Here is a 21,620-nt window from a genome sequence, read left to right on the forward strand (position 1 = left end):
AGCAACTCAGCCTGAAAACCGTGCTGGGCCTGCGCGGTGAAAAAGAAGGCCCCATCCAGGCCAGCGACCCCGACGGCGGCCCGGCGCTGTGGAGCAGTTATATGAATACCGACGACAGCAATCGTCGCTCCTACAGCCTCGAAGTGCAGCTCAATGGCTCGGCCATGGAGCAGCGCCTGCGCTACACCACTGGCTTATTCGCCATGCGTGAAACCAATACCGAGAATATCGGTATTTCGAATAGTCTGCGCGGCATCGACAGCCAGACCCTTGGCCAGTTAGGCGCGGGGCAATCGCCCACCCGTCCGGCGCCCGGCGGCACCGTGCCGCTGGTCGGCTTTGTTGGCGTGCCGCTGGCGATGCATGACTTCGATTTGGAAAACACCACGCTGGCGATGTTTGCCCAGGCGTCTTTTGACATCACCGAGCAACTGGAACTCACTCTGGGTTACCGCATTACCGAGGAGCAGCGCCACTCGGAACTGACCACTACCGATGCCGACATGGCAGCCATTGAACAGCGATTGCTGGGCAGCGGTCTGTTCGGCAGCGGCACCAGTGTCGGCGTGTTCGGCCCGGGGGCCGGCGGTTTCTTCCCCTACCTCGGCCCGCTGGGCTGGCGCGACGACCCGGTTAGCATTGCCGCCGCGATGTTCCCCGACGCCGATGGCGACGCCCTGCACGACTATCCGCTGGACCCCAGCTCCACGCGCACCGAAATCCGCGAGGAAACCTTCAGCCAAAGCACGCCGATGGTCTCGCTGTCCTACAGCCTGCCGGAGCATTGGCTGGACGGCGGCTGGATCAACAGCGCTATGCTCTATGCCACCTGGAGCCGCGGCTTTAAGTCCGGTTTTTTTGAACCGCGCGGTGTCGACGGCCTGCAGCGAATTTCCCCCGAGGTGGTCACCAACCACGAAATCGGCTTCAAGATCGACGCCTTCGAGCGCAGCCTGCGCTTCAACGGCGCGCTGTACAAAATGGATTTCGAGGACCAGCAGTTGATCGCCGTCGGCTTCGACTCGGCAAAAACCGTTCAGGTGGTGTTTGGCAACGCCGGGCAGTCAGAAATCACCGGCGGCGAGCTGGAGTTGCTGTGGCTGCCGACACTGGCCCTGCAGGTCAACGCCAGTTTGAGCATCAACAACTACCGCTACCTGGAATTTCGCGAGCTCGAGCTGCAGGCCGCGATTCTCGGCCAGGAAAAATATGTCGACCGCAGCGACGAGACCTTCCCGGTATCGCCCGACAAGTCCGCCTCCCTCGGCGTGCAATATACCTGGACGGGCGACTTCGGCCTGATCACCTCGCGGGTGGATTTGAGCTATAAAAGCGAGGTGTTCTACGGCTTTGATCCGGGCTCCTACACCGCCTTTAAAGAAGACGCCAACAAAGCTGGCCAGCCCGCTTACCAGCTACTGGACGCCCGCGTCAGTTGGCAGAACCCCGCCGGTGACCTCACGGTTTCGGCCTGGGCGAAAAACCTCGCCGACGAGCGCTACCGCATCGGCGTAGTCGCGGTGGCCGACTCCTCCGGCGTCTACAACCAAGCCTGGGGCGAGCCGCGCATGTTAGGCATCGACCTTCGCCAGCAATTTTGATTTAGACACAGCACACAAGCCAACAATAAGGAGAACAGTATGCAAAGTTTTAAAGACAAAGTGGTCGTCGTTACCGGTGGTGCCAGCGGCATCGGCCGCGCTCTGGCCAAGGCCTTTCTCGACGAGGGCGCCAAGGTGGTAATCTCCGACGTAGAACAAAAAGCGCTGGATAAAACTGCCTCAGAACTGTCCGCAGGCGGCGCTGCCGTGCGCGCCATTGTCACCGACGTGTCCAAAGCGGAATCGGTCAATGCGCTGGCCGAGACCGTCTTTGCCGAATTTGGCGCCTGCCACGTACTGTGCAACAACGCCGGCGTCAGCGTGCCCAACTCCAACGTCTGGGACACCACCCCCAACGACTGGCAGTGGGTGCTCGGCGTCAATCTGCGCGGCATCGCCCACGGTGTGCAGGCCTTTGTACCGCGCATGCTGGAGTCCGGCGAGGAAGGCATCATCATGAACACCAGCTCGGGTGACGGCGGCATTTCACCCCTGGCCGATCAATCGGTCTACGCCTCCAGCAAGGCCGGTGTTTCGATTATGACCGAGTGCCTCAACGCCCAGCTGGTCGGTCAGGAAAGCAAGTTGCGCGCCTGCATTTTCTACCCCTCCGGCGGTATCCTGCCCACCGGCATTTGGACCACACGGCGCAATCGCCCCGCCGAACTGGCGCGGGAAAAACCTGCGCCAGAAGGCGCCGAAATGACCTTTGACGACTTTATGAAGGGCATGAAGGACATCGGTGTCGACCTGCCGGTGCAGGACCTGGACGAGCTGGCGCGCTTTGCCCTGGACGGCCTGCACAAAGGTGACTTTGTCATTATGATCGGCCGCGAAACCATGGAAGACACCTTGGTAGAGCGGGCCCGCAAACTGGCCCGCGGCCAGTGTCCGATCGAGCACGGCCTGCACGCTTAGCAGGGGATTTGCCGCTGCTGCCAGCCAACGCGCAGCAGCGGCCAATTATCCGTACCCGCCACCGTGATACCGTGCCCTTTTATCGTGCACAGAGGTCGGTATGCTAGAGCAATTTCAGGGTGACTTTGGTCGCGGCGATGCCGTTTGGCAACGCGGTGGCAGCGGCGCTAAACGCTTGCATTTCGCTGCCGCCAACGGCTTTCCCGTCGCCAGCTATCAATTTTTTCTGGAGCATTTTTCCAGCGACTTCCAGATCTTAGGGCTAGAAAATCGCGGCGTCTGGGGCGGCCCGCCACCGTCACTGCGCTTTAACTGGCAGCAGCACGCCAGCGACCTGATTCGCTTTTTGGAAACTCAGCCGGGCCAGCAGCCGGTTATCGCCCTCGGCCACTCCATTGGCGCCACCGTCAGCGCGCTCGCCGCCGCGCGCCGCCCCGATTTGTTTTCCGCGTTAGTCATGTACGATGCGGCGAGCCTGCCGGGTCGTCACTTACCGGCATTCAAGCCGCTGATATCACCCTGGCTCACCGGCCGCATGGGACTGGTCAGAAGCACCCGCAGCCGCCGCCGGCAGTGGTCCAGCCACGCAGAATTTATCGACTATCACCGACCGAAGTCCGCTTACCGAAACTTTAGCGAACAGGCCTTCCAGCACTATGCCAACGCGGTGCTCGCCAAAGGGGCGCAAGGACAGTACTCGCTGCGCTACGACCCCCGCTGGGAAGCCCACAACTTCCGCCAGGTCGACAGCCCCTGGCCGGCGCTGCGACGCATAGCCCTGCCCACGCTGATGCTGCGGGCCGAACACTCCACTATGTACCAAGAACACAGCTACCGCTGGCATGCCCGACGCTGCTCTCCCTATGTGGAACACGCCATACTGCCGGCGGTAGGGCATATGGCCTTGCAAGAAGATGTTGAGTTAGTCGTCACCACCACCCGGGAGTGGCTGGCAGGCAAGGGGCTGTTATAGCGCAGTTTTGTAAGCCGCTACGCTAATACAAGTATCGAGTCTTAGACAGCACTGCGAAGCACTCCCATAATGAGTTGACAGCGCGACATTTTTTCGCGCCAGCTGTTTACTGGGAGGAATTTCTCATGACTATGGCGCCCCGCGTAGAGGCCCACCTTGAAAAGGTCGGTGTAAGCTACGAACTCATCAAACACCCGCTGAGTCACAACAGTCACCAGAGTGCCCGAGCCGCCCACTTGCCGGCGGAAAAACTCGCCAAAGCCATTATCACCCACGACGGCGACCGCTACTGTATGTGCGTGATACCCGCCAACCACCGGCTGCTGCTCAGCGCCTTGGACCAACATATGCGTGGTCATTTTCGCTTAGCCTCGGAGGAGGAGCTGCAGTGGCTGTTTGACGACTGTGCCCAAGGCGCAATTCCCGCACTGGGGCAGGTCTACGGCATGCATGTAATCTGGGACGAGTGCTTTGAAAACATGGACGATATTTACTTCGAAGGCGGTGACCACCAGCACCTCGTCCACCTGAGCCGGGCGGCGTTTATGGAACTGATGGGCCGGCAAGAACACCGGCCGATATCCCGCCCCGAGGACGACCTCAAAGACGCCCAGCTGCACTGACGCCAACGCGCCTAATCTTGCCTGCCGACTCCGGCTTGCCAACACGGCGCGCCGGAGTTCTACAAGGCTCGCCGCCCTTGCTACACTGAGCGCATGACAACGCCGAGGTGCAGCATGAGTAAGATCGTTCCCCAATATATCAATGGCGAGTTTGTCGCTGGCCAGTCGCCGCAACAGCTGGCGGTTATCAACCCCGCCAATCAGGCTACTCTCGCCACACTGCCGCTGAGCAGCGAGGCAGATATTCAACGTGCGGTAGCCGGCGCCGCTGAGGCCTTTAAACACTGGCGAAAAGTCGCGGTGCCCGAGCGCGCGCGACTGATGCTGCGCTACCAACAACTGCTGAAAGACCACCACGATGAGCTGGCACGCATACTGGCCGAAGACAATGGCAAAACCTTTGAGGATGCCAAGGGCGACGTCTGGCGCGGCATAGAGGTAGTGGAGCAGGCCTGCAATACCCCGTCTCTACTGATGGGCGAGACCGTGGAAAACGTCGCCCGCGATGTCGACACCTACAGCATTACCCAGCCGCTGGGCGTCTGCGTCGGCATCACGCCGTTCAACTTCCCGGCAATGATACCGCTGTGGATGTTTCCCCTGGCCATCGCCTGCGGCAACACCTTTGTGCTCAAGCCCTCAGAACAGGTGCCGCTGACTGCACTGCGCCTAGTCGAGCTGTTCGAAGAAGCCGGCTGCCCGCCCGGCGTCTTACAGCTGGTCCACGGTGGCAAAGAGCAAGTCGATGCCCTGCTTGACCACCCCGCCACCCGCGCCATTTCCTTTGTCGGTTCGGTGCCAGCGGGCGAACACATTTATCGCCGCGGCTGCCATCAACTCAAACGCGTGCAGTGCATGGCGGGCGCCAAAAACCATATGGTCATCATGCCCGACGCCGACAAAAACACCGTTATCAACAACCTGCTCGGCGCCGCCGTGGGCGCTGCCGGTCAGCGCTGCATGGCCATCAGTGTGGCGGTGTTTGTCGGCGACAGTATTCACTGGCTGGATGAGCTCTGCGCCAAATTGGCGGAGATTCAACCAGGTCACTGGGACGACCCCGCCGCCGGCTTTGGCCCGCTGATCAGCCAGACGGCCAAGCAGCGCGTAACAGATTTGATTGCCGCAGGCGTCGCCGAAGGTGCCAACTTGAAACTGGACGGCCGCGACTGCAGCGTCGCTGGCTACCCCGACGGCAACTGGCTTGGCCCAACGGTATTCAGTGATGTCAGCAGCGATATGCGCATCTATCGCGAGGAAATTTTTGGCCCGGTACTCTGCGCCGTACACGTCGCCAATCTCGACGAAGCCCTGGCGCTGGTCAACGCCAATCCCTACGGCAATGGCACGTCGATCTTTACCGCCTCCGGCGCGGCGGCGCGGCGCTATCAGAGCGAGGTCGAAGTCGGCCAGGTGGGAATCAATATCCCCATTCCGGTACCGCTGCCCTTTTTCTCGTTCACGGGCTGGAAAAAATCCTTTATGGGTGACCTGCACGCCTATGGCAAACAAGCGATACGCTTTTACACCGAGACAAAAACCATCACCGCGCGCTGGCCGGAAGACAGTGCCAGCTCCGCCCAACCCAATATGACCATCGCCTTGAAATAACGCGACTGGGGGAGCGCCGCCGCGCGGCGCCCATTCACCATGCTAAAAGAGCATCAACCTAATCTGATACTCGTATTCTGCCAGCAGGGCGTCACCCAGCTCTTTTGACTGGCGCGACAAATCGAGAAGATCGGGGATTAAGTTCAAGCCCAGCGCCACGATCGCCGCCACGACCGCATGCATTTCCTCCAGGTTAAAACGGCTGAACAAACTGAGTTGATAGAAATTGTTGGCGACCTCCTCGACCGTTCTGCGCACTTCGCAGCGAATGGCCGCGCGCAGCCGCGCCGAGTTACCCGCCCGCTCACGGGTAATCAACACAAACAGCGCCTCATTAGCGCGAATATAACTGAAAGCTGCCGCGACCGACTGGGCAATAACGGCCTCCTTCGTTTCGGCATCGCGCACCGCCTTCAACACCTCTCGCAGGCTCTCGCCAACGTCCTCGACCAGCGCCAAACCCAACTCCTCGACAGAGGCGAAATGGCTGTAAAATGCCGGCGGACTAAGCCCACAGGCCTTGGTGATCTGTCGCAGGCTGATGCCGGAAAGGCCACTTTGATCTTGCTCCATAAGGCCAAGAGCCGCCATCATCAATCTTTCGCGATTGCCCTTACGCGTTTGTTTCGGCTTACCCTCAGTCATGACTCCCTCATGCATAGCTCCGTGTTTTTGACACCGCCTGTTCGCACCCAGCGATTGCCGAACACTTATAATAGGACAAGCTTGTGATGAAGTTATCAAAATGCATTTTTTCATAGAAAAACCGACCGGCAATTTGATATCGCGCAATTCTACGCCGCGCAAGCCTTGAACTCTGACGATGCTTTTGCCATTAAACCAAAATCTTCCCCCCAGCAATGACCGCCACTTGCGCCGCAACTGCACTAGCGAACACGCCCCCAAACCCGGCCCGCCATTGGGCCGAAAGGACATCGCACAGGGATTCGCGGCAGATACGCTTGACGTTAGGAAAGGTGGGCGGCAATGACTGACATAACAAGCCTGTCACGCCGTATAAAGGCAGGGACTTTATCCAGCCCACAAGCGATACACGCCGTTCCTCTGGGGCCGCACAATCAGTAGCGTAGCGGCGGGGCATCGCGCCCAAACAGCGGAGAAATAGCCGCCGCAGATTCAGCGCAGACTGTCGTTCAGCTTATCGAGCACATTCTGACCGGGACACAGCTCAGCCTCGCCCAATTCCCGCAGCGGTGTTTTGCTGCTGCCGATAATCTCATGCAGGTCCTGAGAATCTTCATCCATATAGAGCAGGCCGGTCAGCACCTGCTCGTTGGCACGGTAGTCTTTAATCAACCGCAATGCCGAGCGGCGACTGCTTAAATCCAGCTCTGGGTCGGCCTTGCGCAGCTGCACGACAGAACCATCGTGCAGGGTCACCGACTTGCATTCCCCCTCGTCGTAATCGGCACTGATCTCCTGTTTAAAGGGCACGTAGTCCACCGTTCCCGTGGCCGCCAAGTGATCGCGCACATATTCATAGCCCTTGGTCGACGCCGGGTTGTTATTGAAGGTCACGCAGGGCGAAATGACATCAATAAACGCAAAACCGCGGTGGCTGATCGCCGCCTTGATCAACGGCACCAACTGCTGACGATCGCCAGAGAAGCTTCGCGCCACAAAGCTGGCCCCCAACTGCAGGGCTATACTTGCCAAGTCGATGGCCGCAAAGGGATTGGGCTCGCCTTTCTTACTCGCCGAGCCGACATCGGCGGTAGCCGAATCCTGCCCCTTGGTGAGCCCGTAGCAGCCGTTATTCTCTACCACATACATCATATTGACGTTGCGTCGCACCGCATGGGTAAACTGCCCCATGCCAATCGAGGCACTGTCGCCGTCACCGGACACGCCGATATAAATAAGCTCGCGATTGGCCAGGTTGGCGCCGGTAGCCACCGATGGCATACGCCCATGTACCGAGTTAAAGCCATGGGAATTGCCCAGAAAATAACTCGGCGTTTTCGAGCTGCAGCCAATACCCGACAATTTGGCCACTTGATGAGGCGCTATCGACAGCTCAAAACAGGCCTGCACAATGGCCGCGCTTATCGAATCGTGGCCACAACCGGCGCACAGCGTCGACAGCGGCCCCTCGTAATCGCGACGGCTATACCCCAATTCATTAAGCGGCAGCTCGGGGTGACGAAAACTCGGTCGCACATAGCTCATCAGGCATTCTCCTTGGCCGTGTGCAAGACTTGCACCTTGTCGTCATCCAGATGCTGCCGAATTTCCCGCTCAATCTGCCTGGCGGTAATCGGCATGCCGCCGTAATTCAATATCGGCAACAAGCGCCGCGGCGATATCAGACATTCGTTCACCAACAGGCTGCGCATCTGCGCATCGCGATTTTGCTCGACAATAAATAACTGGTCGTGCGCCTCAATAAACGCCTCAACACCGTCATCAAAGGGAAAAGCGCGCAGGCGCAGCGCGTTTATGGCAACACCTGCCGCCGCCAAACTGGCCAGTGCCTCGCGAGTAGCTTCGTCGCTAGTGCCGTAGTAAATCACCCCAACGCGGCTGCTACTGAGGGCATCGCGGCGTTCGGCCGCCGGCACCCGCTGCCTGGCGGTTTGCCATTTCTTCAGCAGGCGCTGCATATTGCGCTCGTAGTCAGCACTGTCCTCACTGTACACCGCGTATTCGTCTCGCGAGCTGCCGCGGGTAAAAAATGCCCCCTTAGTAGGGTGGGCACCTGGGTATGTCCGGTAGGGAATGCCATCGCCGTCGCTGTCTAAATAACGGCCAAAGCGCTCACTCATCGCCTCCAGCTGCTCGCCACTGTAAACCTTACCGCGGCGATATTTCCGCCGGTCGTCCCACTGCAAGGGGGGCGACAGGCCATCGTTCATCCCCAGATCGAGATCGCTCATCACAATCACCGGCGTTTGCAATTCCTCAGCCAAATCAAAAGCCTCGGCACTGAGCTCAAAGCACTCGGCGGGCGAGGCTGGAAACAACAGCACATGCTTGGTGTCCCCGTGAGAAGCGTAAGCGCAGGCCATCACATCCGACTGCTGAGTGCGAGTGGGCATCCCGGTGGAGGGGCCAGCACGCTGCACATTAATCAGCACGCAGGGAATCTCCGCAAAATAGGCCAGCCCCAAAAATTCACTCATCAGCGAAATGCCGGGACCGCTGGTCGCGGTAAACGCGCGCGCGCCATTCCAACTCGCGCCAATCACCATGCCAATGGCGGCCAGCTCGTCTTCCGCCTGGACAATGGCGTAGTTCTTATTGCCACTGGCGGGATCAATACGCAAACGCCGGCAGTATTTGTCAAAGGCGTCCACCACCGAGGTCGATGGCGTAATGGGATACCATGCGGCGACGCTCGCACCGCCGTAGATCGCACCCAGCGCTGCGGCAGTATTGCCATCGATCAGAATCTTATCGCCAACCGCATCGCGACGCGCCACGCGAATGCCCAAGGGGCAATCCACATGTTCACTGGCGTAGTGGTAACCCAACTCCAAGGCGCGCACATTGGGCGTAATCAATTTCTCCTTGCCGCGAAACTGGTCCGCCACCAGCGCGGTGAGCACTTCAAACTCAATATCCAGCAGCGCCGCCAAGGCGCCCACATAAATCACATTGCGAAATAACTGCTGCTGCCGGGCATCGCTGAATTCACGACGGCAGAGGTCGCGCAGCGGTATGCCGATAAACTGAACATCACTGCGCAGCAAACGCAAATCCAATGGCTTACTGGCGTCATATAAAAAATAGCCGCCGGGCTCCAACTCCTGAATATCCCGCGCCATACTCTGCGGATTCATACACACCATCATGTCGACGCCGCCCCGACGCCCCAGATAGCCCTGCTCGTTCACCCGCACCTCAAACCAAGTCGGCAGTCCCTGAATATTCGAGGGGAAAATATTTTTGGGGCTGACCGGCAACCCCATGCGAAACAAGGCCTTGGCAAACAGGTTATTCGCACTGGCCGAGCCAGTACCGTTCACATTGGCAAACTTGATCACGAAGTCATTGACCGCTTCTATACGCATCCTCTCAGACTCCCTGGCCGGCCTTGGTCACGTGGTAAAAAAACTGCTGCATATCCCAAGCTGCGGTCGGACAGCGCTCGGCGCACAGGCCGCAGTGCAAGCAGACATTTTCGTCTTTAATCATCGCCCTGCCGGTACGCAGCTCCTGCGACACATAGAGATCCTGCTCGGTATTATTCGCCGACAACCGCAAACGCTGTCGCAGCTCCGACTCCTCGACGTCATTGACAACAAAACTCAGGCAATCAGTGGGACAGATATCAATGCAGGCATCACACTCAATACATAAATTTTCCGTAAACACCGTTTGCACATCGCAATTCAAACAGCGCTGAGCCTCGTGAAACGCCGTGGCGGCATCAAAGCCCAACTCCACCTCCAGGCGCCGATCACCCAGCGTCTCAGCCAGTTCAGCCTGGGGCACCGGGTAGCGAGCGTCGTCTTCAACGCGGCTGTCGTAGCTCCACTCGTGAATGCCCATTTTCTGACTGACCAAATTGCTTCCCGGCGGCGGCCTGTGACTCAGGTCTTCGCCGCGACAAAACAGATCAATGGAAATCGCCGCCTGGTGGCCATGGGCGACCGCAGTGATGACATTCTCCGGGCCAAAGGCAGCATCGCCGCCAAAAAACACTTTAGGGTGGCTAGACTGAAACGTCTGTGCGTCCACGACCGGCAACTGCCAGTGGTCAAACTCAACGCCGCTATCGCGCTCTATCCACGGAAAGGCGTTCAACTGCCCGATGGCCACCAGCACATCGTCACAGGCCATATCGACCGGCGGCTCTCCCGTCGATATCAACTCGCGTTTACCGTCCTCGTAAACGGCTTTCACCTTGTCAAAGCGCATCCCCACCAGCCTGCCCTTTTCAACAAGGAAGGCCCTGGGCACGTGGTTGTCATAAATCGGGATATGCTCGCGTTGCGCGTCTTCTTTTTCCCAGGGCGAAGCCTTCATCTCTTCAAAGGGGCTGCGTACCACCACCCGCACATCGTCCCCGCCGAGACGCCGCGCGGTGCGACAGCAATCCATTGCGGTATTGCCGCCGCCCAATACCAGCACCCGGCTGCCGATGCTCTCCACATGCCCAAAGGCGACGCTGGCCAGCCAGTTAATGCCAATATGCACGTTGGCAGCCGCCTCAGCGCGACCGGAGATATCCAGGTCGCGGCCCAGCGGCGCACCGCTGCCGACAAACACCGCGTCGTAATCGTCGTCGAGCAACGTTTTCAGACTGCTTACATAGTGTTTAAAGTGGGTCACCACGCCCATATCGAGAATGATATCGACCTCTTCATTCAGCACTTCTTCGGGCAGGCGGAAGGCGGGAATCTGACTGCGCATAAAACCGCCGCCCGCGGCCTGCTCGTCAAACAGGTCAATACTGTAGCCCAGCGGCAGTAAATCCCTGGCTACCGTCAACGAGGCCGGACCAGCGCCGACCAAGGCAATGCGCTTGCCATTTTTCTTGTTGGGGAGCGGCGGCAAGCGCTCACTGATATCGCCTTTGTGGTCGGCGGCCACCCGCTTCAGCCGGCAAATCGCCACCGGCTGCTGCTCAATGCGAGACCGGCGACAGGCCGGCTCGCAGGGGCGGTCACAGGTGCGACCGAGCACGCCGGGAAACACATTGGATTCCCAATTGAGCATATAGGCATCGGTATAGCGCCGGGCGGCAATCAAACGGATATATTCAGGCACCGGAGTATGCGCTGGGCAGGCGTACTGGCAATCCACTACCTTGTGATAGTACTCCGGGTCGTTGACGTCGGTCGGTTTCAATGCTCCCCCTGCTGCGTTGTTATTTATTAGGGCTTGGTGAGCTAACACGTACTTGTCACTGGCGATTACAGCACAGCCCCAAGCAAAATTCATTAGAAAAATATCGCTATATCTGCGAACTTCGGGCAACAAACTGCTCGGCAGCCGGCCGCACCCCAACGCGAACACCGCGACACACCGGGCACGGCAAAAAGCGCCACCTCAGGCATAGCGGCAGCGCCCCGGTCGCATTGCTCCCAAAAGCCACTTCAGCGTGGCGCAAAGCCGCTAAAACACAAGTTTAACCACCAAGACAAGCGGGTAGCGGCAATGCACCAGCAAGCGCGAACAGCAGCAGAGTGAACTCTCTTGCAGAAAAAGCGACTAAGCTAAGATATCGCCATTTCAATGAGGAAGGACGCCTCTACACCACAACAGCATTAGGAGAGGCATAATGACACAGCGCAAGCTCAGCCCATTCGGCGTTACCCCGCTCGTACTCACCATCGCCAGTGCCGCGCTACTCAGCGCCTGCAATGGCTCCGGCTCTAGCTCAAAGAGCGACGGCACAGCCAGTTTTTCAGTCACCGATGCCCCGGTGGATAATGTCTCGGCAGTAAAAGTGACTTTTAGCCGCATTGACCTAAAACCGGCAAAAGAAGGCGCAGACATTGTCGACATTCAGTTTGACGAACCGGTAACCATCGACAATCTGCTGGAATTGACCGGCAATGCCTCGGCCCCCATTCTCGACGACACCAGGGTGCCGGCCGGCGATTACAACTGGATCAGGCTATACGTAGAGGGAGGCTTCCCACATTCCACGGTGACCCCAGAACTGGGCAACGAAACCGACCTGTTTATTCCCGGCCAGCAAAATGGCAACAGCAACGGTCAAGCGCGATTCCTGCAGCTAAATAGCGGATTCACCGTTGCCGCGGGTGGTAACAGCGACTTCACCATCGACTTTGTTTTGCGCAAAGGCTTAACCAAGCCCGCCAATCAAGACTACTACCTGCTGCGCCCAGCGATGCGGCTACTCAACAACCTTGAGGTTGGCACCATCAGCGGCTCTGTAGCCAGCAATGTGCTAAACCATCCCAGCTGCGTTAGCCAAGAAGGCAATGGCGCGGTGTACCTCTACGAAGGTGACCTGTCGGGCGACAGCAGTGCAGCAGAAGATTACTTTGACAGCGACGACGCCACCGGCGCGCGGCCCATTGCCAGTGCCGACGTTGCCCAGAACAGCGACGGCAGTTTCGGCTTCACCCTGGGTTTTGTCGAAGCCAGCGAACAAGCATACAGCGTTGCCTATACCTGTGAGGCAACGCAGGATAACCCGGAAAGCGATGACGACATCGACTTTACCGAAGTGCTTGCGGTGACCGTAAACGCTGGGGAAACCAGTACAGTAAACTTTACTCAGGAACCGGCATTGGTGACGAGCCCCTAAGCCCCTAATACGCCCCTCTGAGGAGGGGCGCTGGGCTTAAGATGACTTTTTAACAAACTTGCTGATGATCACTATGCGCGTACCATTCACCCGGCCCTCGATGTGCTCGGGGTTGTCACTCAAGGAGATATTGCGCACTGCCGTGCCGCGCTTAGCGGTAAAACTGGTGCCTTTCACATTCAAATCTTTGATCAGCGTGACACTGTCGCCCGCCTGAAGCACCGCGCCATTGGCGTCCAATGTCACCGCTTGCTCGCTGTCGGCGACACCAGCATCGGCCCAGCGCTGTGTGGCCTCATCGAGAAATACCATATCCAGCAGGTCCTGGGCCCAGGGCTCGGCACTGAGTCGCTTCAGCACACGGTAAGACAATACCTGCACTGCCGGCTCTGCACTCCACACACTCTGATTTAAGCAGTGCCAGCGCGCCGCCTGAAGCGCTTCGCCACCGTCAATCTGCTCAGCACAGCCACCGCATACCACGACTTCGGCGGACTCATCGGGGCCATTAACCGCGTAGCTCTGTAGCGCTTCGCAACTACCGCACAACTCACACTGCCCCTGGCAGCGTGCCATTAACGCCTGATCAATCATCATTGCCCCCGTCCAAAAGCGCCGCAGTATAAACCATACTGCTCTCAGCCAACGGCGCTGTCCTGACCGCTAGCCTCACCGCCAGCCGCGACCGGCGTCAGCACCGGAGTATCGTGCTTTTTAACATGGCTGGCGCCGATAAACTGACCACCCGACTCAATCACCAGCTCACGCACATTGATTTCGCCGGTCACCTGCCCCGAGGCGACAATCTCGATGCGATCAGCATCGACCTTGCCGTCCAAAACCCCGCTGACCAAAACCCGCTTGGCATTGACCTCGCCTTTAAAACGACCGCTGCGCCCAATGGCCACATCGCCCTGCGAGTTCAAACATCCCTCCATCTTACCGTCGAGGTGAAAGTTATCTTTTAGCTCGATGTCGCCGACAAGGCTGGTGCCCGCTGCGATAATCGTCGTTCGGGGAGCGCCATCTGCTTTCTTAGGGTTTTTGCCAGTGAATCCCATTTTATTCTCTCCTCGCGGGTGAAAAGCGTTTCGTAATTTTCCAGCGACCATTCCATAAACGGTCGCGGTGCCAAGCGGCGATGTAAATGCCGGACTTCGTAGTGAAGATGCGGTGCACTGGACAAGCCGGTGTTGCCGCTATAGCCGATTAGCTGCCCCTGGCGCACAAAGTCACCAACCGCCACCGCGGTTTTGTTTAAATGACCAAACAGGGTCGAAAAACCAAAGTTGTGGTTTAGCTTAATCATCCGCCCCAAACCGCTGTCATGCATCCCGGCCCACTCCACAACCCCATCGGCGGTCGCAAAAACCGGCGTACCAACCTTGGCGCGCAGGTCCGCGCCACCATGCAGTTTCATCTTGCCCAGCACCGGGTGTTTACGCACACCGTAAAAGCTGGTGACCTTAGCATCTTCAAGGGGATAACCGCTGGGAATAGCGGTCAACATATAGCGTTTTTCCTGCACCGTCTGACTCGCGGTGTCCAAACGCTCAATCAGGGCCTCGCCCGGCGCGGGCTTCAAACCAATCAGGTTCTCAATACTGTCCAGCTCATCGCCCATCATCGACAGCGCCGCCACTTTCTCTTCAACCGAGGCCTGCAAACGCTGCTGCTCGGCAAGCAGCGCCGTGTTCTCAGCCTTGATGCCCCGCTGCTGGCTTTGCAATACCAGCAACTCGCCATTCAGCGAATCCAGCTTGCTACTCAGTAAATAAATGGATAGAAAACCGCCCAGGAACATCAGCCCCAACAGGGCACCAAGGCCGGCAATAAAGCGCCGCGCCAGCTGGGTTAAGGTGTAGTGGCGCGCGCCTTCAAAACTGGTAATAGTTATTCTGTAATGATCACGCATAGTGAGTCCATCGCACTCGGGTAGTCTTCGCGCCCCCGGCGGTAACACCGGGCCGCAGCGCCTAAGTTGCGCAAAACACGCCATACTACACAAGCGCCAGTGGCGGAGACAAGCCGCGGCGGGGGTCACCAACCATCCTCTGCGTGTCACAGCGGCATAAAAAAGGGCGACCCTAAGGCCGCCCTCTTAAACACTGATCCCGTATCGCTAACCGAGCAGCCCACCGAGCAGGCCGCCGAGCAACTGGTTCAGCAGGCCGGTCAGCAGCGCCAGCGGGTCGGCGTTCGGATCCGCCAACAAGGCCGACTGCAGCTCGCCAACAATGCTGCACACCGCTGCCAGTGGCGTGGCATCCAGAGGACAGGCAGCGCCGCCACCCAGTGCCGAAGCCACGGGGTCAAGCAGAAGGTCCAGCGGCGTGCCCGTCAGCCCCTCACCACTGCCGCCAGCTTGCAGCGCCGCAGTCACACCCTCTAGCGGGCTCAGCAGGGCGTCCAATGGTGTCCCCGTCGGACCCGCACCGGAACCGCCAGAGGCCAAGCCACCACTAATTGCCTCGCCCAGCGGAGTCAGCAGCGTATTGAGGCCACCGAACAGCGGGTCCAGAGCGCCGCCAAACAGCGCGCCAAAGGCGGGGTCCAACACCGTACCCAAGCCGTTATTCAGTTGCGTCGTGACTTGGGCGATACCGGCCTCAATCTGGCTACTGAACAGCCCCTGCTGGCCCGTTTGCTCTTCGAGCAGGGCCACCGGCACCACCTCAATCAGCAAGTTGCCGAGCAAATTATCCAAGGTGGTCGCCACAGCGGCTGCGGTGGCCGCACCGTCGCCACTGTCGACCGCCGCAATGGCGCTGTCCAGATCACTAAAGGTCGCTTGCAGCGTCGTCAGTAGCCCGCCCAGCACCGGCGCCTCGCTCACTTCCGCCGGCAGATTGCTCAAGCCCTCATCAAAGGCCGAAGTGAGTTGCTCTGTCAACGATTTCAAAGCGGTCAAGTCAAGGTTCTCACCGTTGCCAAAGCCGCTGCCACCGGCCGCGGTCAGCAGCGGTGCCAAGGCGTCGCCCAGCGCAGCCAGCGGCGTGCCTGCCAGGGGATTGCTACCCATAGGCCCACCACTCGGCCCCGTGCAGTCACCCTCCCCGGCTAAAGAAGTTAACAAGTTTGGCAGGTCCGCCAGCAACTCGTTGACGGCCAATTGCACATGGGTTGCCGCGTCACTCAGCGCCTGCTGGGGATCGTTAATCGACTCGGGGTTCACCGACGCCAAAATACTATCGAGAATATCTACCGTGTCTTGCACCACCACTTGGTCAACACACTGCACCGCGCCTTCCAGCGGGGTACCGGCTGCCGCGGACGCCAGCTGGCCCAGTACCTGTTCAGATAATGGCTGCTGCACCGCATCCAGCGGCCCTTCGACCCCCTGGTAAGTGGCCTGCTCATTCTTGGCAGAGGCACTGGAGCTTCCGCCACCACCGCCACAAGCGGTCAACGCCAGCGCGGCGCTAAAACCCAATATCGCTGCGCGATTAAATTTATTCTTTTTGAACATGCATCTTACTCCGTAAACATTATCGAGGGTTGGCTGCAAACTGCGATTAGGGGAATAACCGGGGTGCTAAACACCGCATGCCTGCGCCGGTGGGTGCCTTCCATGTAGACATGTGGCGGACATTGAAGCAGCGGCGAGAAGTAGTTGAAGTAAGGGAAAACCGAAGTACGCGGGCCTTGAAAGCCAATAAAGCGTGATGCACATCACAAAAACAATATTACTTAGCCGCCGGCCTCCCACCGACGCAACACCTCCCCCCCTTCCCATCGCTCCGCCATTGTCGATAATGGACGCTTATTCACAGGAAGGTGATATGACCTCAGCAAACCATAACTGGGACTTCGACGATGCCTATTGCCAGTCCCTGCAAGTCAGCGACGCAGATATCGACGGCCTCGGCCACGTCAACAACGGCGTCTACGTCAACTGGTGCCAAGATGTCGGCTGGCAGCACTCCCTGGCCCTGGGCTTAACCTTGGACGATTACCACCGCCTCGACGCCGCGATGGTGATCCGCCGCGCCAACTACGACTACATCGCCGCCGCGTTTAAGGGCCAACGCTGTGAAATGGCGACCTGGTTGACCGCCAGCGATCAACGCCTGACGATGGAGCGCCGCTTTCAGCTGCGCCGCAGCGACGATGGCGCCACCCTGCTGCGCGGCCACTGGCAGCTGGTATGTATTCGCCTGAGCAATGGCAAACCGCGGCGCATGCCGGCGGTGTTTAATGAGCGCTACGGCAGAGCTGTCATCGCCCCGCAATAGCCGTGGCCAGATCGCCAATAGTGTGTAAAATGCAGAAAACCTTCAGCAACAGAGAGAGCCTCGCAGTGAGCCAACAATATGCCGAACACCCGGCAATGTTCCGCAACAAGCCCCTGGGCTTTATTCTCGCACTGCTACTGGTGCCGGTCGGCATCGGCATACTCATCCTGCTGTACTGGTACCTGCAGTGCAAAGCCACCCGACTGGAAATTAACGGCAACGAGATCGTGCTAGAGCGCGGCCTGCTCAGCAAGGATCGCACTGAACTGAGCACCTCCAGCATCCGCACCGTCAAAATCAGCCAGTCGCTGTTAAACCGCATGTTCGGTGTTGGCACCCTGAGCATTTTTACCGCCGGCGACAACCCCGAAGTACAGGCCAGTGGCATGCCCCGCCCCGAAGTCTTCCGCGAGCTAGTCAAAGCCAGCCAGGCGGAGAGCTAAATGCCAGCGGGCCGACAGCAAGCGCTGAAAGTATTCGGCCTTTGTGCGGCGCTGCTCGCGCTGCTAGTTTTGGCATCTGCCATGATGATGCCGCTGCTCAGCAGCTTTATTGAGCAGCACTTCAGCCCCGGCCTCGGTTTACGCGACGCCGCGGTGATTGCCTTTTTTGTCACGGTTATCACCCTGGTGGTCTTCGCCTTTGCCGCCGGCGACGGTCTATTGGGTGAACTGCAATATATTCTCGGTGGTTTCTTTAGTTTCTTCCTGGTGTTCTGGCTGATGATTGCCTGGATCTTTTAGTGGTAGCACTCACCGACCTTGCCCTGCTCCTAGCGCTGTTTTTACTGATCTACCACATCTGGCGCGCCCAGGGTTTGCGCGAACGCTGCATTGTGGCGGTGCAGCGCCACCTGGCCAGCCAGGATCTGCAACTGCTCGACGAAAATATTGCCCTGCGCGCGCTGTGGTTCAAACGCAATCGCCGCGGCCAGTTCTGCCTGTGGCGACGCTATCACTTTGAGTTCAGCGCCCAGGGCGACGAACGCTATCAGGGTCGGGTCATTACCTTGGGCGAGCACATTGAATCCATCCAGCTACAGGCCCACCGCCTGCCCGACGAGAGAATCCACTAAGCGATGCACGGCAATACCCCCTACCGCGAAGACCAACAACTTAATGCCCGCACCCTGCTGGAGCTGCTGCCCTATCTGCGCCCCCACCTGCCGCGTATCGGCCTGGCGCTGTTGTGCCTGGTTGCCGCCAAGCTGGCCAGTGTCGGCCTGCCTTTCGCGCTGAAGCATATTGTCGACTATCTAGATAACAGCGGCGTCAACACCCTGAGCCTGGCCCCCATCGGCCTGCTGCTGGCCTACGGCACCCTGCGCTTTGCCAATGTGCTGTTTGGCGAATTGCGCGACACCTTATTCGGCCGCGTCACCGAGCGCGCCATGCGCCAAATAGGGCTGACGGTGTTTCAACACCTGCATCGCCTCGACCTGGATTTTCACCTCAATCGCCGCACCGGTGGCCTGTCGCGAGACATTGAACGCGGCACCAGCGGCATCAGCTTTCTGCTGCGCTTTATGGTGTTCAACATTGTGCCCACGTTCATCGAGATCGGCATGGTGCTGGTGCTACTGGGCTGGAAGTACAGTATCTACTACGCCGTCATCGTATTAATTTCGGTAATTAGCTATGTGGGCTTTTCGGTATTTGCCACCGAGTGGCGCACCGGCTTTATTCGCCGCGCCAATGCCGCCGAGTCGCGCAGTAGCAGCCGCGCGGTAGACAGTCTGCTGAATTTTGAAACCGTCAAATACTTCGGCAACGAGGACTACGAAGCGCGCTGCTACGACGAGGAATTACAGCAGTGGGAACAGGCCCGGCGCCAAAACCGCCTGAGCCTATTTGCCCTCAACGGCGGCCAGGCCTTGATTATCGCCACCGCCATGACTGCAGCGATGATCCTCGCCGCCAAGCACACCCTGAGCGGCAGCATGAGTATCGGCGACTTTGTGTTGATCAACGCCTTTATGATGCAGATTTTCATGCCGCTGAATTTCCTCGGTTTTGTCTACCGGGAAATGAAGGGGTCGATGGCCAATATCGAGGCGATGTTTGCCCTGCTGCGCCAGCGCGCCACCGTCACCGACTCACCTGACGCAGCCGATCTCAAGCTGAGCCGCGGCGAGCTGGTCTTCGAAGGGGTCGGTTTTGCCTACGATCGGGATCGGCAGATTCTGCAGGACATCAACTTTTGCCTACCGCCGCGCCAGAAATTGGCCATCGTGGGCAGCAGCGGCGCCGGCAAGTCCACTCTGCTTAAACTGCTGTTTCGCTTTTACGATGTCGACAGCGGCCGCATTATGATCGACGGCCAGAACATTGCCGAGGTCAGTCAGCAATCACTGCGCGCCTGCCTGGGCATCGTGCCGCAAGACACCGTGCTGTTTAATCAGAGTATTCGCGACAATATTCGCTACGGCCGCGTCGACGCCAGCGATGACGAGGTCAATGAAGCCATCCGCCTGGCTCACCTCGACGAGTTCGTCGCCAGTCTGCCAAAGGGTGCCGACACCTTGGTTGGCGAGCGCGGCCTGAAGCTGTCCGGCGGCGAAAAACAGCGGGTGGCTATCGCCCGGGCGCTACTTAAAGGCGCACCGATTATCGTCTTTGACGAGGCGACTTCGTCGCTGGACAGCAACTCCGAACAAGCCATTTTGGCGGCCATGCGCGATATCGCCGAGCAACACAGCATGCTGGTTATTGCCCACCGCCTATCGACCGTCGTCGATGCAGACAGTATTGTAGTTCTGCACCGGGGGCGTATCGTAGAGCAGGGCAACCATCAGCAACTGCTCGCCGCCGGCGGCCGCTACGCACAATTGTGGACACTGCAGCAGCGTGAACGCCGCAGTGATCAACCGCAGAACAACAATAAGATTCAATAGAAGGAAAAGACTATGCAGCAGTTATCCGGCCAGGACGCCATGTTTATCCACACCGAAGCGGCGGGCATCCCACAGCACATCAGCAGCCTCGGCATTTACGACCAATCCACCGCCGATGGCGGGCTGGTGCGACTGAAGCAGATCATCGAACTGATCGAGGCCCGCGCCCCGCTATCGCCGATTTTCACCCGCCAGTTGCAACGCGTGCCCTGGGGGCTGGATCAGCCCTGGTGGGAAGCGATAGATCAGCCGGAAGTCGAACGCCATATCCACCATATGGCCCTGCCCAAACCCGGGGACTGGCGGCAGCTGTGTATTCTGGCCGCCCGCATTCACTCACGCCCGCTGAACCTCAACAAGCCGCTGTGGGAAATGTATGTGATCGAGGGCCTGGACAATGTGCCCGGCCTGCCGGAAAACTGCTTTGCGGTGATGATCAAAGTTCATCACGCCGCCATGGACGGCGCTACCGGCGCCCGCTTCCTGCCGCTATTACACGACCTCAGTCCCACCGTGGCCGCCCTGCCGGTGCCGACCGCCGACAAAGAAGAGAGTTTGAGCAAGACCGAGATCCTCAAGGCTGCCGCCGTCAACAATCTGCGCAAGCCTGCAAAAACAGCAAAGCTAGTCGGCGACTTGCTCCCCGCCTGGCAGCGCATCCGTCGGGGCAAAAAGGAAAACGACTTTCGCGCTCTGGAAGACAAGCAACGCACCCGCTTTCAGGGCAAGCTGTCTCCCCACCGCGTGGTGGACTCGGTCAATTTCGACTTTGCTGAAGTGCGCGCAATCAAGCAACAGTGCAGCGGCGCCACCATCAACGACGTGATGCTGTGCATCGTCTCTGGCGCCCTTCGCCACTACCTCAGCGCCAAGGGCGAACTGCCGGAGAAAACCCTGGTTAGCGGCTGCCCCATTGACGTGCGCAGCCCCGAAGAGCAGAGCAGCGGCGGCAATATGGTTGGCTTTATGACGCTATCGCTGTGCAGCACCATCGCCGACCCCGCTGAACGCTTAGCCGCTATCCAGCAGGCCTCGCTGGAAAGCAAAGCCTACGCCAATGCACTGGGACCAAGAGTCGCCGTCGACGTCACCGATGTACTGCACGGCGGTGTCCTGCAGCTGGCGCTGCGCGCTGCGGCCAGCACCGGCCTGTCCGAGGCCGCCGTCATCTTCAACACCGTGGTGACCAACGTCCCGGGCCCCCGAGAGCAACTGTACTTCTGCGGTGCAAAATTGGTGAATGGCATGAACTTCGGGCCACTGCTGCCCAATGTCGGCCTGTTCCACATTGTCTACAGCAGTGTGCAAAACAAGCGCGGTATCATCGCCCTGTCCTTCACCGCCTGTCGCGACATGATGCCCGACCCGGCGTTTTACACCGAGTGCCTGCAGCGCTCCTACAATGACTTGCGAGACGCACTCATCAAAACGCCGCAAGCCGAAAGCGCACTGAGTGGCGACTGAGCAACTAACAGCCCTGAGCGACGAACAACAGCCCTGAGCGATGACCAACAGCC

General features: G+C 58.9%; 20 protein-coding genes. 12 read left to right on the plus strand and 8 right to left on the minus strand.

Annotated features, from left to right (window positions below; translation table 11 throughout):
* The 5 genes from ABYM29_RS07495 to ABYM29_RS07515 form a co-directional block, all read left to right on the plus strand.
* Positions 1-1,601, plus strand: a 1,601-nt coding sequence (locus ABYM29_RS07495; protein ID WP_372864086.1) for a TonB-dependent receptor domain-containing protein, incomplete at its 5' end; no start/stop codon positions are given.
* A gap of 39 nt (positions 1,602-1,640) precedes the next feature.
* Entirely contained in the window at positions 1,641-2,519 is an 879-nt protein-coding gene (locus ABYM29_RS07500) for an SDR family NAD(P)-dependent oxidoreductase (RefSeq protein WP_372864088.1), read from the plus strand.
* 100 nt (positions 2,520-2,619) lie between these two features.
* Entirely contained in the window at positions 2,620-3,492 is an 873-nt protein-coding gene (locus tag ABYM29_RS07505; RefSeq protein WP_372864090.1) for an alpha/beta fold hydrolase, read from the plus strand.
* Between the two features lie 125 nt (positions 3,493-3,617).
* On the plus strand, positions 3,618-4,115 hold the full coding sequence (locus ABYM29_RS07510) for an aminoacyl-tRNA deacylase (protein WP_372864092.1): 498 nt from the start codon (positions 3,618-3,620) through the stop codon (positions 4,113-4,115).
* A gap of 114 nt (positions 4,116-4,229) precedes the next feature.
* A complete protein-coding gene (locus ABYM29_RS07515) occupies positions 4,230-5,726 on the plus strand; it encodes a CoA-acylating methylmalonate-semialdehyde dehydrogenase (protein ID WP_372864094.1) in 1,497 nt (498 codons plus the stop codon).
* Positions 5,727-5,768: 42 nt separating this feature from the next.
* Here the strand turns inward: ABYM29_RS07515 and ABYM29_RS07520 are convergent, their stop codons facing one another.
* The 4 genes from ABYM29_RS07520 to ABYM29_RS07535 all read right to left on the minus strand — a co-directional run bounded on the left by ABYM29_RS07520 (position 5,769) and on the right by ABYM29_RS07535 (position 11,543).
* The gene (locus ABYM29_RS07520) at positions 5,769-6,371 is read right to left on the minus strand and encodes a TetR family transcriptional regulator (RefSeq protein ID WP_372864096.1); all 603 of its coding nucleotides are present in this window, start codon (positions 6,369-6,371) and stop codon (positions 5,769-5,771) included.
* Positions 6,372-6,863: 492 nt separating this feature from the next.
* Positions 6,864-7,916 carry a 2-oxoacid:ferredoxin oxidoreductase subunit beta gene (locus ABYM29_RS07525; RefSeq protein ID WP_372864098.1) on the minus strand — a complete coding sequence of 351 codons (1,053 nt, stop codon included), beginning with the start codon at positions 7,914-7,916 and terminating at the stop codon, positions 6,864-6,866.
* Positions 7,916-9,760 (minus strand): 2-oxoacid:acceptor oxidoreductase subunit alpha, encoded by a 1,845-nt coding sequence (locus tag ABYM29_RS07530; RefSeq protein ID WP_372864100.1) that lies wholly within the window; start codon positions 9,758-9,760, stop codon positions 7,916-7,918. Before ABYM29_RS07530 ends, ABYM29_RS07525 begins: the two co-directional genes overlap by 1 nt.
* A gap of 4 nt (positions 9,761-9,764) precedes the next feature.
* The gene (locus ABYM29_RS07535; RefSeq protein WP_372864101.1) at positions 9,765-11,543 is read right to left on the minus strand and encodes an FAD-dependent oxidoreductase; all 1,779 of its coding nucleotides are present in this window, start codon (positions 11,541-11,543) and stop codon (positions 9,765-9,767) included.
* Positions 11,544-11,976: 433 nt separating this feature from the next.
* Here ABYM29_RS07535 and ABYM29_RS07540 point away from each other — a divergent pair, with 433 nt between their 5' ends.
* On the plus strand, positions 11,977-12,975 hold the full coding sequence (locus ABYM29_RS07540; RefSeq protein WP_372864103.1) for a DUF4382 domain-containing protein: 999 nt from the start codon (positions 11,977-11,979) through the stop codon (positions 12,973-12,975).
* A 36-nt stretch (positions 12,976-13,011) separates the two neighbouring features.
* Here the strand turns inward: ABYM29_RS07540 and ABYM29_RS07545 are convergent, their stop codons facing one another.
* From ABYM29_RS07545 to ABYM29_RS07560, 4 genes are all read right to left on the minus strand, one after another.
* Complete coding sequence (locus ABYM29_RS07545; protein ID WP_372864105.1) at positions 13,012-13,572, minus strand: PhnA domain-containing protein; 561 nt, start codon at positions 13,570-13,572, stop codon at positions 13,012-13,014.
* Positions 13,573-13,613: 41 nt separating this feature from the next.
* The gene (locus ABYM29_RS07550) at positions 13,614-14,036 is read right to left on the minus strand and encodes a polymer-forming cytoskeletal protein (protein ID WP_372864107.1); all 423 of its coding nucleotides are present in this window, start codon (positions 14,034-14,036) and stop codon (positions 13,614-13,616) included.
* Complete coding sequence (locus tag ABYM29_RS07555; RefSeq protein ID WP_372864109.1) at positions 13,940-14,890, minus strand: peptidoglycan DD-metalloendopeptidase family protein; 951 nt, start codon at positions 14,888-14,890, stop codon at positions 13,940-13,942. Before ABYM29_RS07555 ends, ABYM29_RS07550 begins: the two co-directional genes overlap by 97 nt.
* A gap of 207 nt (positions 14,891-15,097) precedes the next feature.
* On the minus strand, positions 15,098-16,444 hold the full coding sequence (locus ABYM29_RS07560) for a hypothetical protein (protein ID WP_372864111.1): 1,347 nt from the start codon (positions 16,442-16,444) through the stop codon (positions 15,098-15,100).
* A gap of 313 nt (positions 16,445-16,757) precedes the next feature.
* Between ABYM29_RS07560 and ABYM29_RS07565 the strand changes: the two genes are divergently transcribed.
* The 6 genes from ABYM29_RS07565 (at position 16,758) to ABYM29_RS07590 (ending at position 21,567) form a co-directional block, all read left to right on the plus strand.
* The gene (locus tag ABYM29_RS07565; protein WP_372864113.1) at positions 16,758-17,210 is read left to right on the plus strand and encodes an acyl-CoA thioesterase; all 453 of its coding nucleotides are present in this window, start codon (positions 16,758-16,760) and stop codon (positions 17,208-17,210) included.
* A gap of 65 nt (positions 17,211-17,275) precedes the next feature.
* Positions 17,276-17,653, plus strand: coding sequence for a PH domain-containing protein (locus ABYM29_RS07570; RefSeq protein ID WP_372864115.1), 378 nt, complete (start codon positions 17,276-17,278; stop codon positions 17,651-17,653).
* On the plus strand, positions 17,654-17,953 hold the full coding sequence (locus tag ABYM29_RS07575) for a hypothetical protein (RefSeq protein WP_372864117.1): 300 nt from the start codon (positions 17,654-17,656) through the stop codon (positions 17,951-17,953).
* Complete coding sequence (locus ABYM29_RS07580; protein WP_372864119.1) at positions 17,953-18,285, plus strand: DUF3301 domain-containing protein; 333 nt, start codon at positions 17,953-17,955, stop codon at positions 18,283-18,285. The genes ABYM29_RS07575 and ABYM29_RS07580 overlap by 1 nt, the downstream gene beginning before the upstream one ends.
* A gap of 3 nt (positions 18,286-18,288) precedes the next feature.
* The gene (locus ABYM29_RS07585) at positions 18,289-20,103 is read left to right on the plus strand and encodes an ABC transporter ATP-binding protein/permease (protein ID WP_372864121.1); all 1,815 of its coding nucleotides are present in this window, start codon (positions 18,289-18,291) and stop codon (positions 20,101-20,103) included.
* A 12-nt stretch (positions 20,104-20,115) separates the two neighbouring features.
* On the plus strand, positions 20,116-21,567 hold the full coding sequence (locus ABYM29_RS07590) for a wax ester/triacylglycerol synthase family O-acyltransferase (RefSeq protein ID WP_372864122.1): 1,452 nt from the start codon (positions 20,116-20,118) through the stop codon (positions 21,565-21,567).
* The last annotated feature ends 53 nt before the right edge of the window (positions 21,568-21,620 follow it).

It is taken from the genome of Spongiibacter sp. (assembly GCF_041602295.1).
GTDB lineage: Bacteria > Pseudomonadota > Gammaproteobacteria > Pseudomonadales > Spongiibacteraceae > Spongiibacter.

Bases quoted from the DNA above. Each gene is read 5' to 3' on its own strand.
- ABYM29_RS07500 (WP_372864088.1), top strand. From the start codon at position 1,641: ATGCAAAGTTTTAAAGACAAAGTGGTCGTCGTTACCGGTGGTGCCAGC.
- ABYM29_RS07505 (WP_372864090.1), top strand. From the start codon at position 2,620: ATGCTAGAGCAATTTCAGGGTGACTTTGGTCGCGGCGATGCCGTTTGG.
- ABYM29_RS07510 (WP_372864092.1), top strand. From the start codon at position 3,618: ATGACTATGGCGCCCCGCGTAGAGGCCCACCTTGAAAAGGTCGGTGTA.
- ABYM29_RS07515 (WP_372864094.1), top strand. From the start codon at position 4,230: ATGAGTAAGATCGTTCCCCAATATATCAATGGCGAGTTTGTCGCTGGC.
- ABYM29_RS07520 (WP_372864096.1), bottom strand. From the start codon at position 6,371: ATGACTGAGGGTAAGCCGAAACAAACGCGTAAGGGCAATCGCGAAAGA.
- ABYM29_RS07525 (WP_372864098.1), bottom strand. From the start codon at position 7,916: ATGAGCTATGTGCGACCGAGTTTTCGTCACCCCGAGCTGCCGCTTAAT.
- ABYM29_RS07530 (WP_372864100.1), bottom strand. From the start codon at position 9,760: ATGCGTATAGAAGCGGTCAATGACTTCGTGATCAAGTTTGCCAATGTG.
- ABYM29_RS07540 (WP_372864103.1), top strand. From the start codon at position 11,977: ATGACACAGCGCAAGCTCAGCCCATTCGGCGTTACCCCGCTCGTACTC.
- ABYM29_RS07545 (WP_372864105.1), bottom strand. From the start codon at position 13,572: ATGATGATTGATCAGGCGTTAATGGCACGCTGCCAGGGGCAGTGTGAG.
- ABYM29_RS07550 (WP_372864107.1), bottom strand. From the start codon at position 14,036: ATGGGATTCACTGGCAAAAACCCTAAGAAAGCAGATGGCGCTCCCCGA.
- ABYM29_RS07555 (WP_372864109.1), bottom strand. From the start codon at position 14,890: ATGCGTGATCATTACAGAATAACTATTACCAGTTTTGAAGGCGCGCGC.
- ABYM29_RS07560 (WP_372864111.1), bottom strand. From the start codon at position 16,444: ATGTTCAAAAAGAATAAATTTAATCGCGCAGCGATATTGGGTTTTAGC.
- ABYM29_RS07565 (WP_372864113.1), top strand. From the start codon at position 16,758: ATGACCTCAGCAAACCATAACTGGGACTTCGACGATGCCTATTGCCAG.
- ABYM29_RS07575 (WP_372864117.1), top strand. From the start codon at position 17,654: ATGCCAGCGGGCCGACAGCAAGCGCTGAAAGTATTCGGCCTTTGTGCG.
- ABYM29_RS07585 (WP_372864121.1), top strand. From the start codon at position 18,289: ATGCACGGCAATACCCCCTACCGCGAAGACCAACAACTTAATGCCCGC.
- ABYM29_RS07590 (WP_372864122.1), top strand. From the start codon at position 20,116: ATGCAGCAGTTATCCGGCCAGGACGCCATGTTTATCCACACCGAAGCG.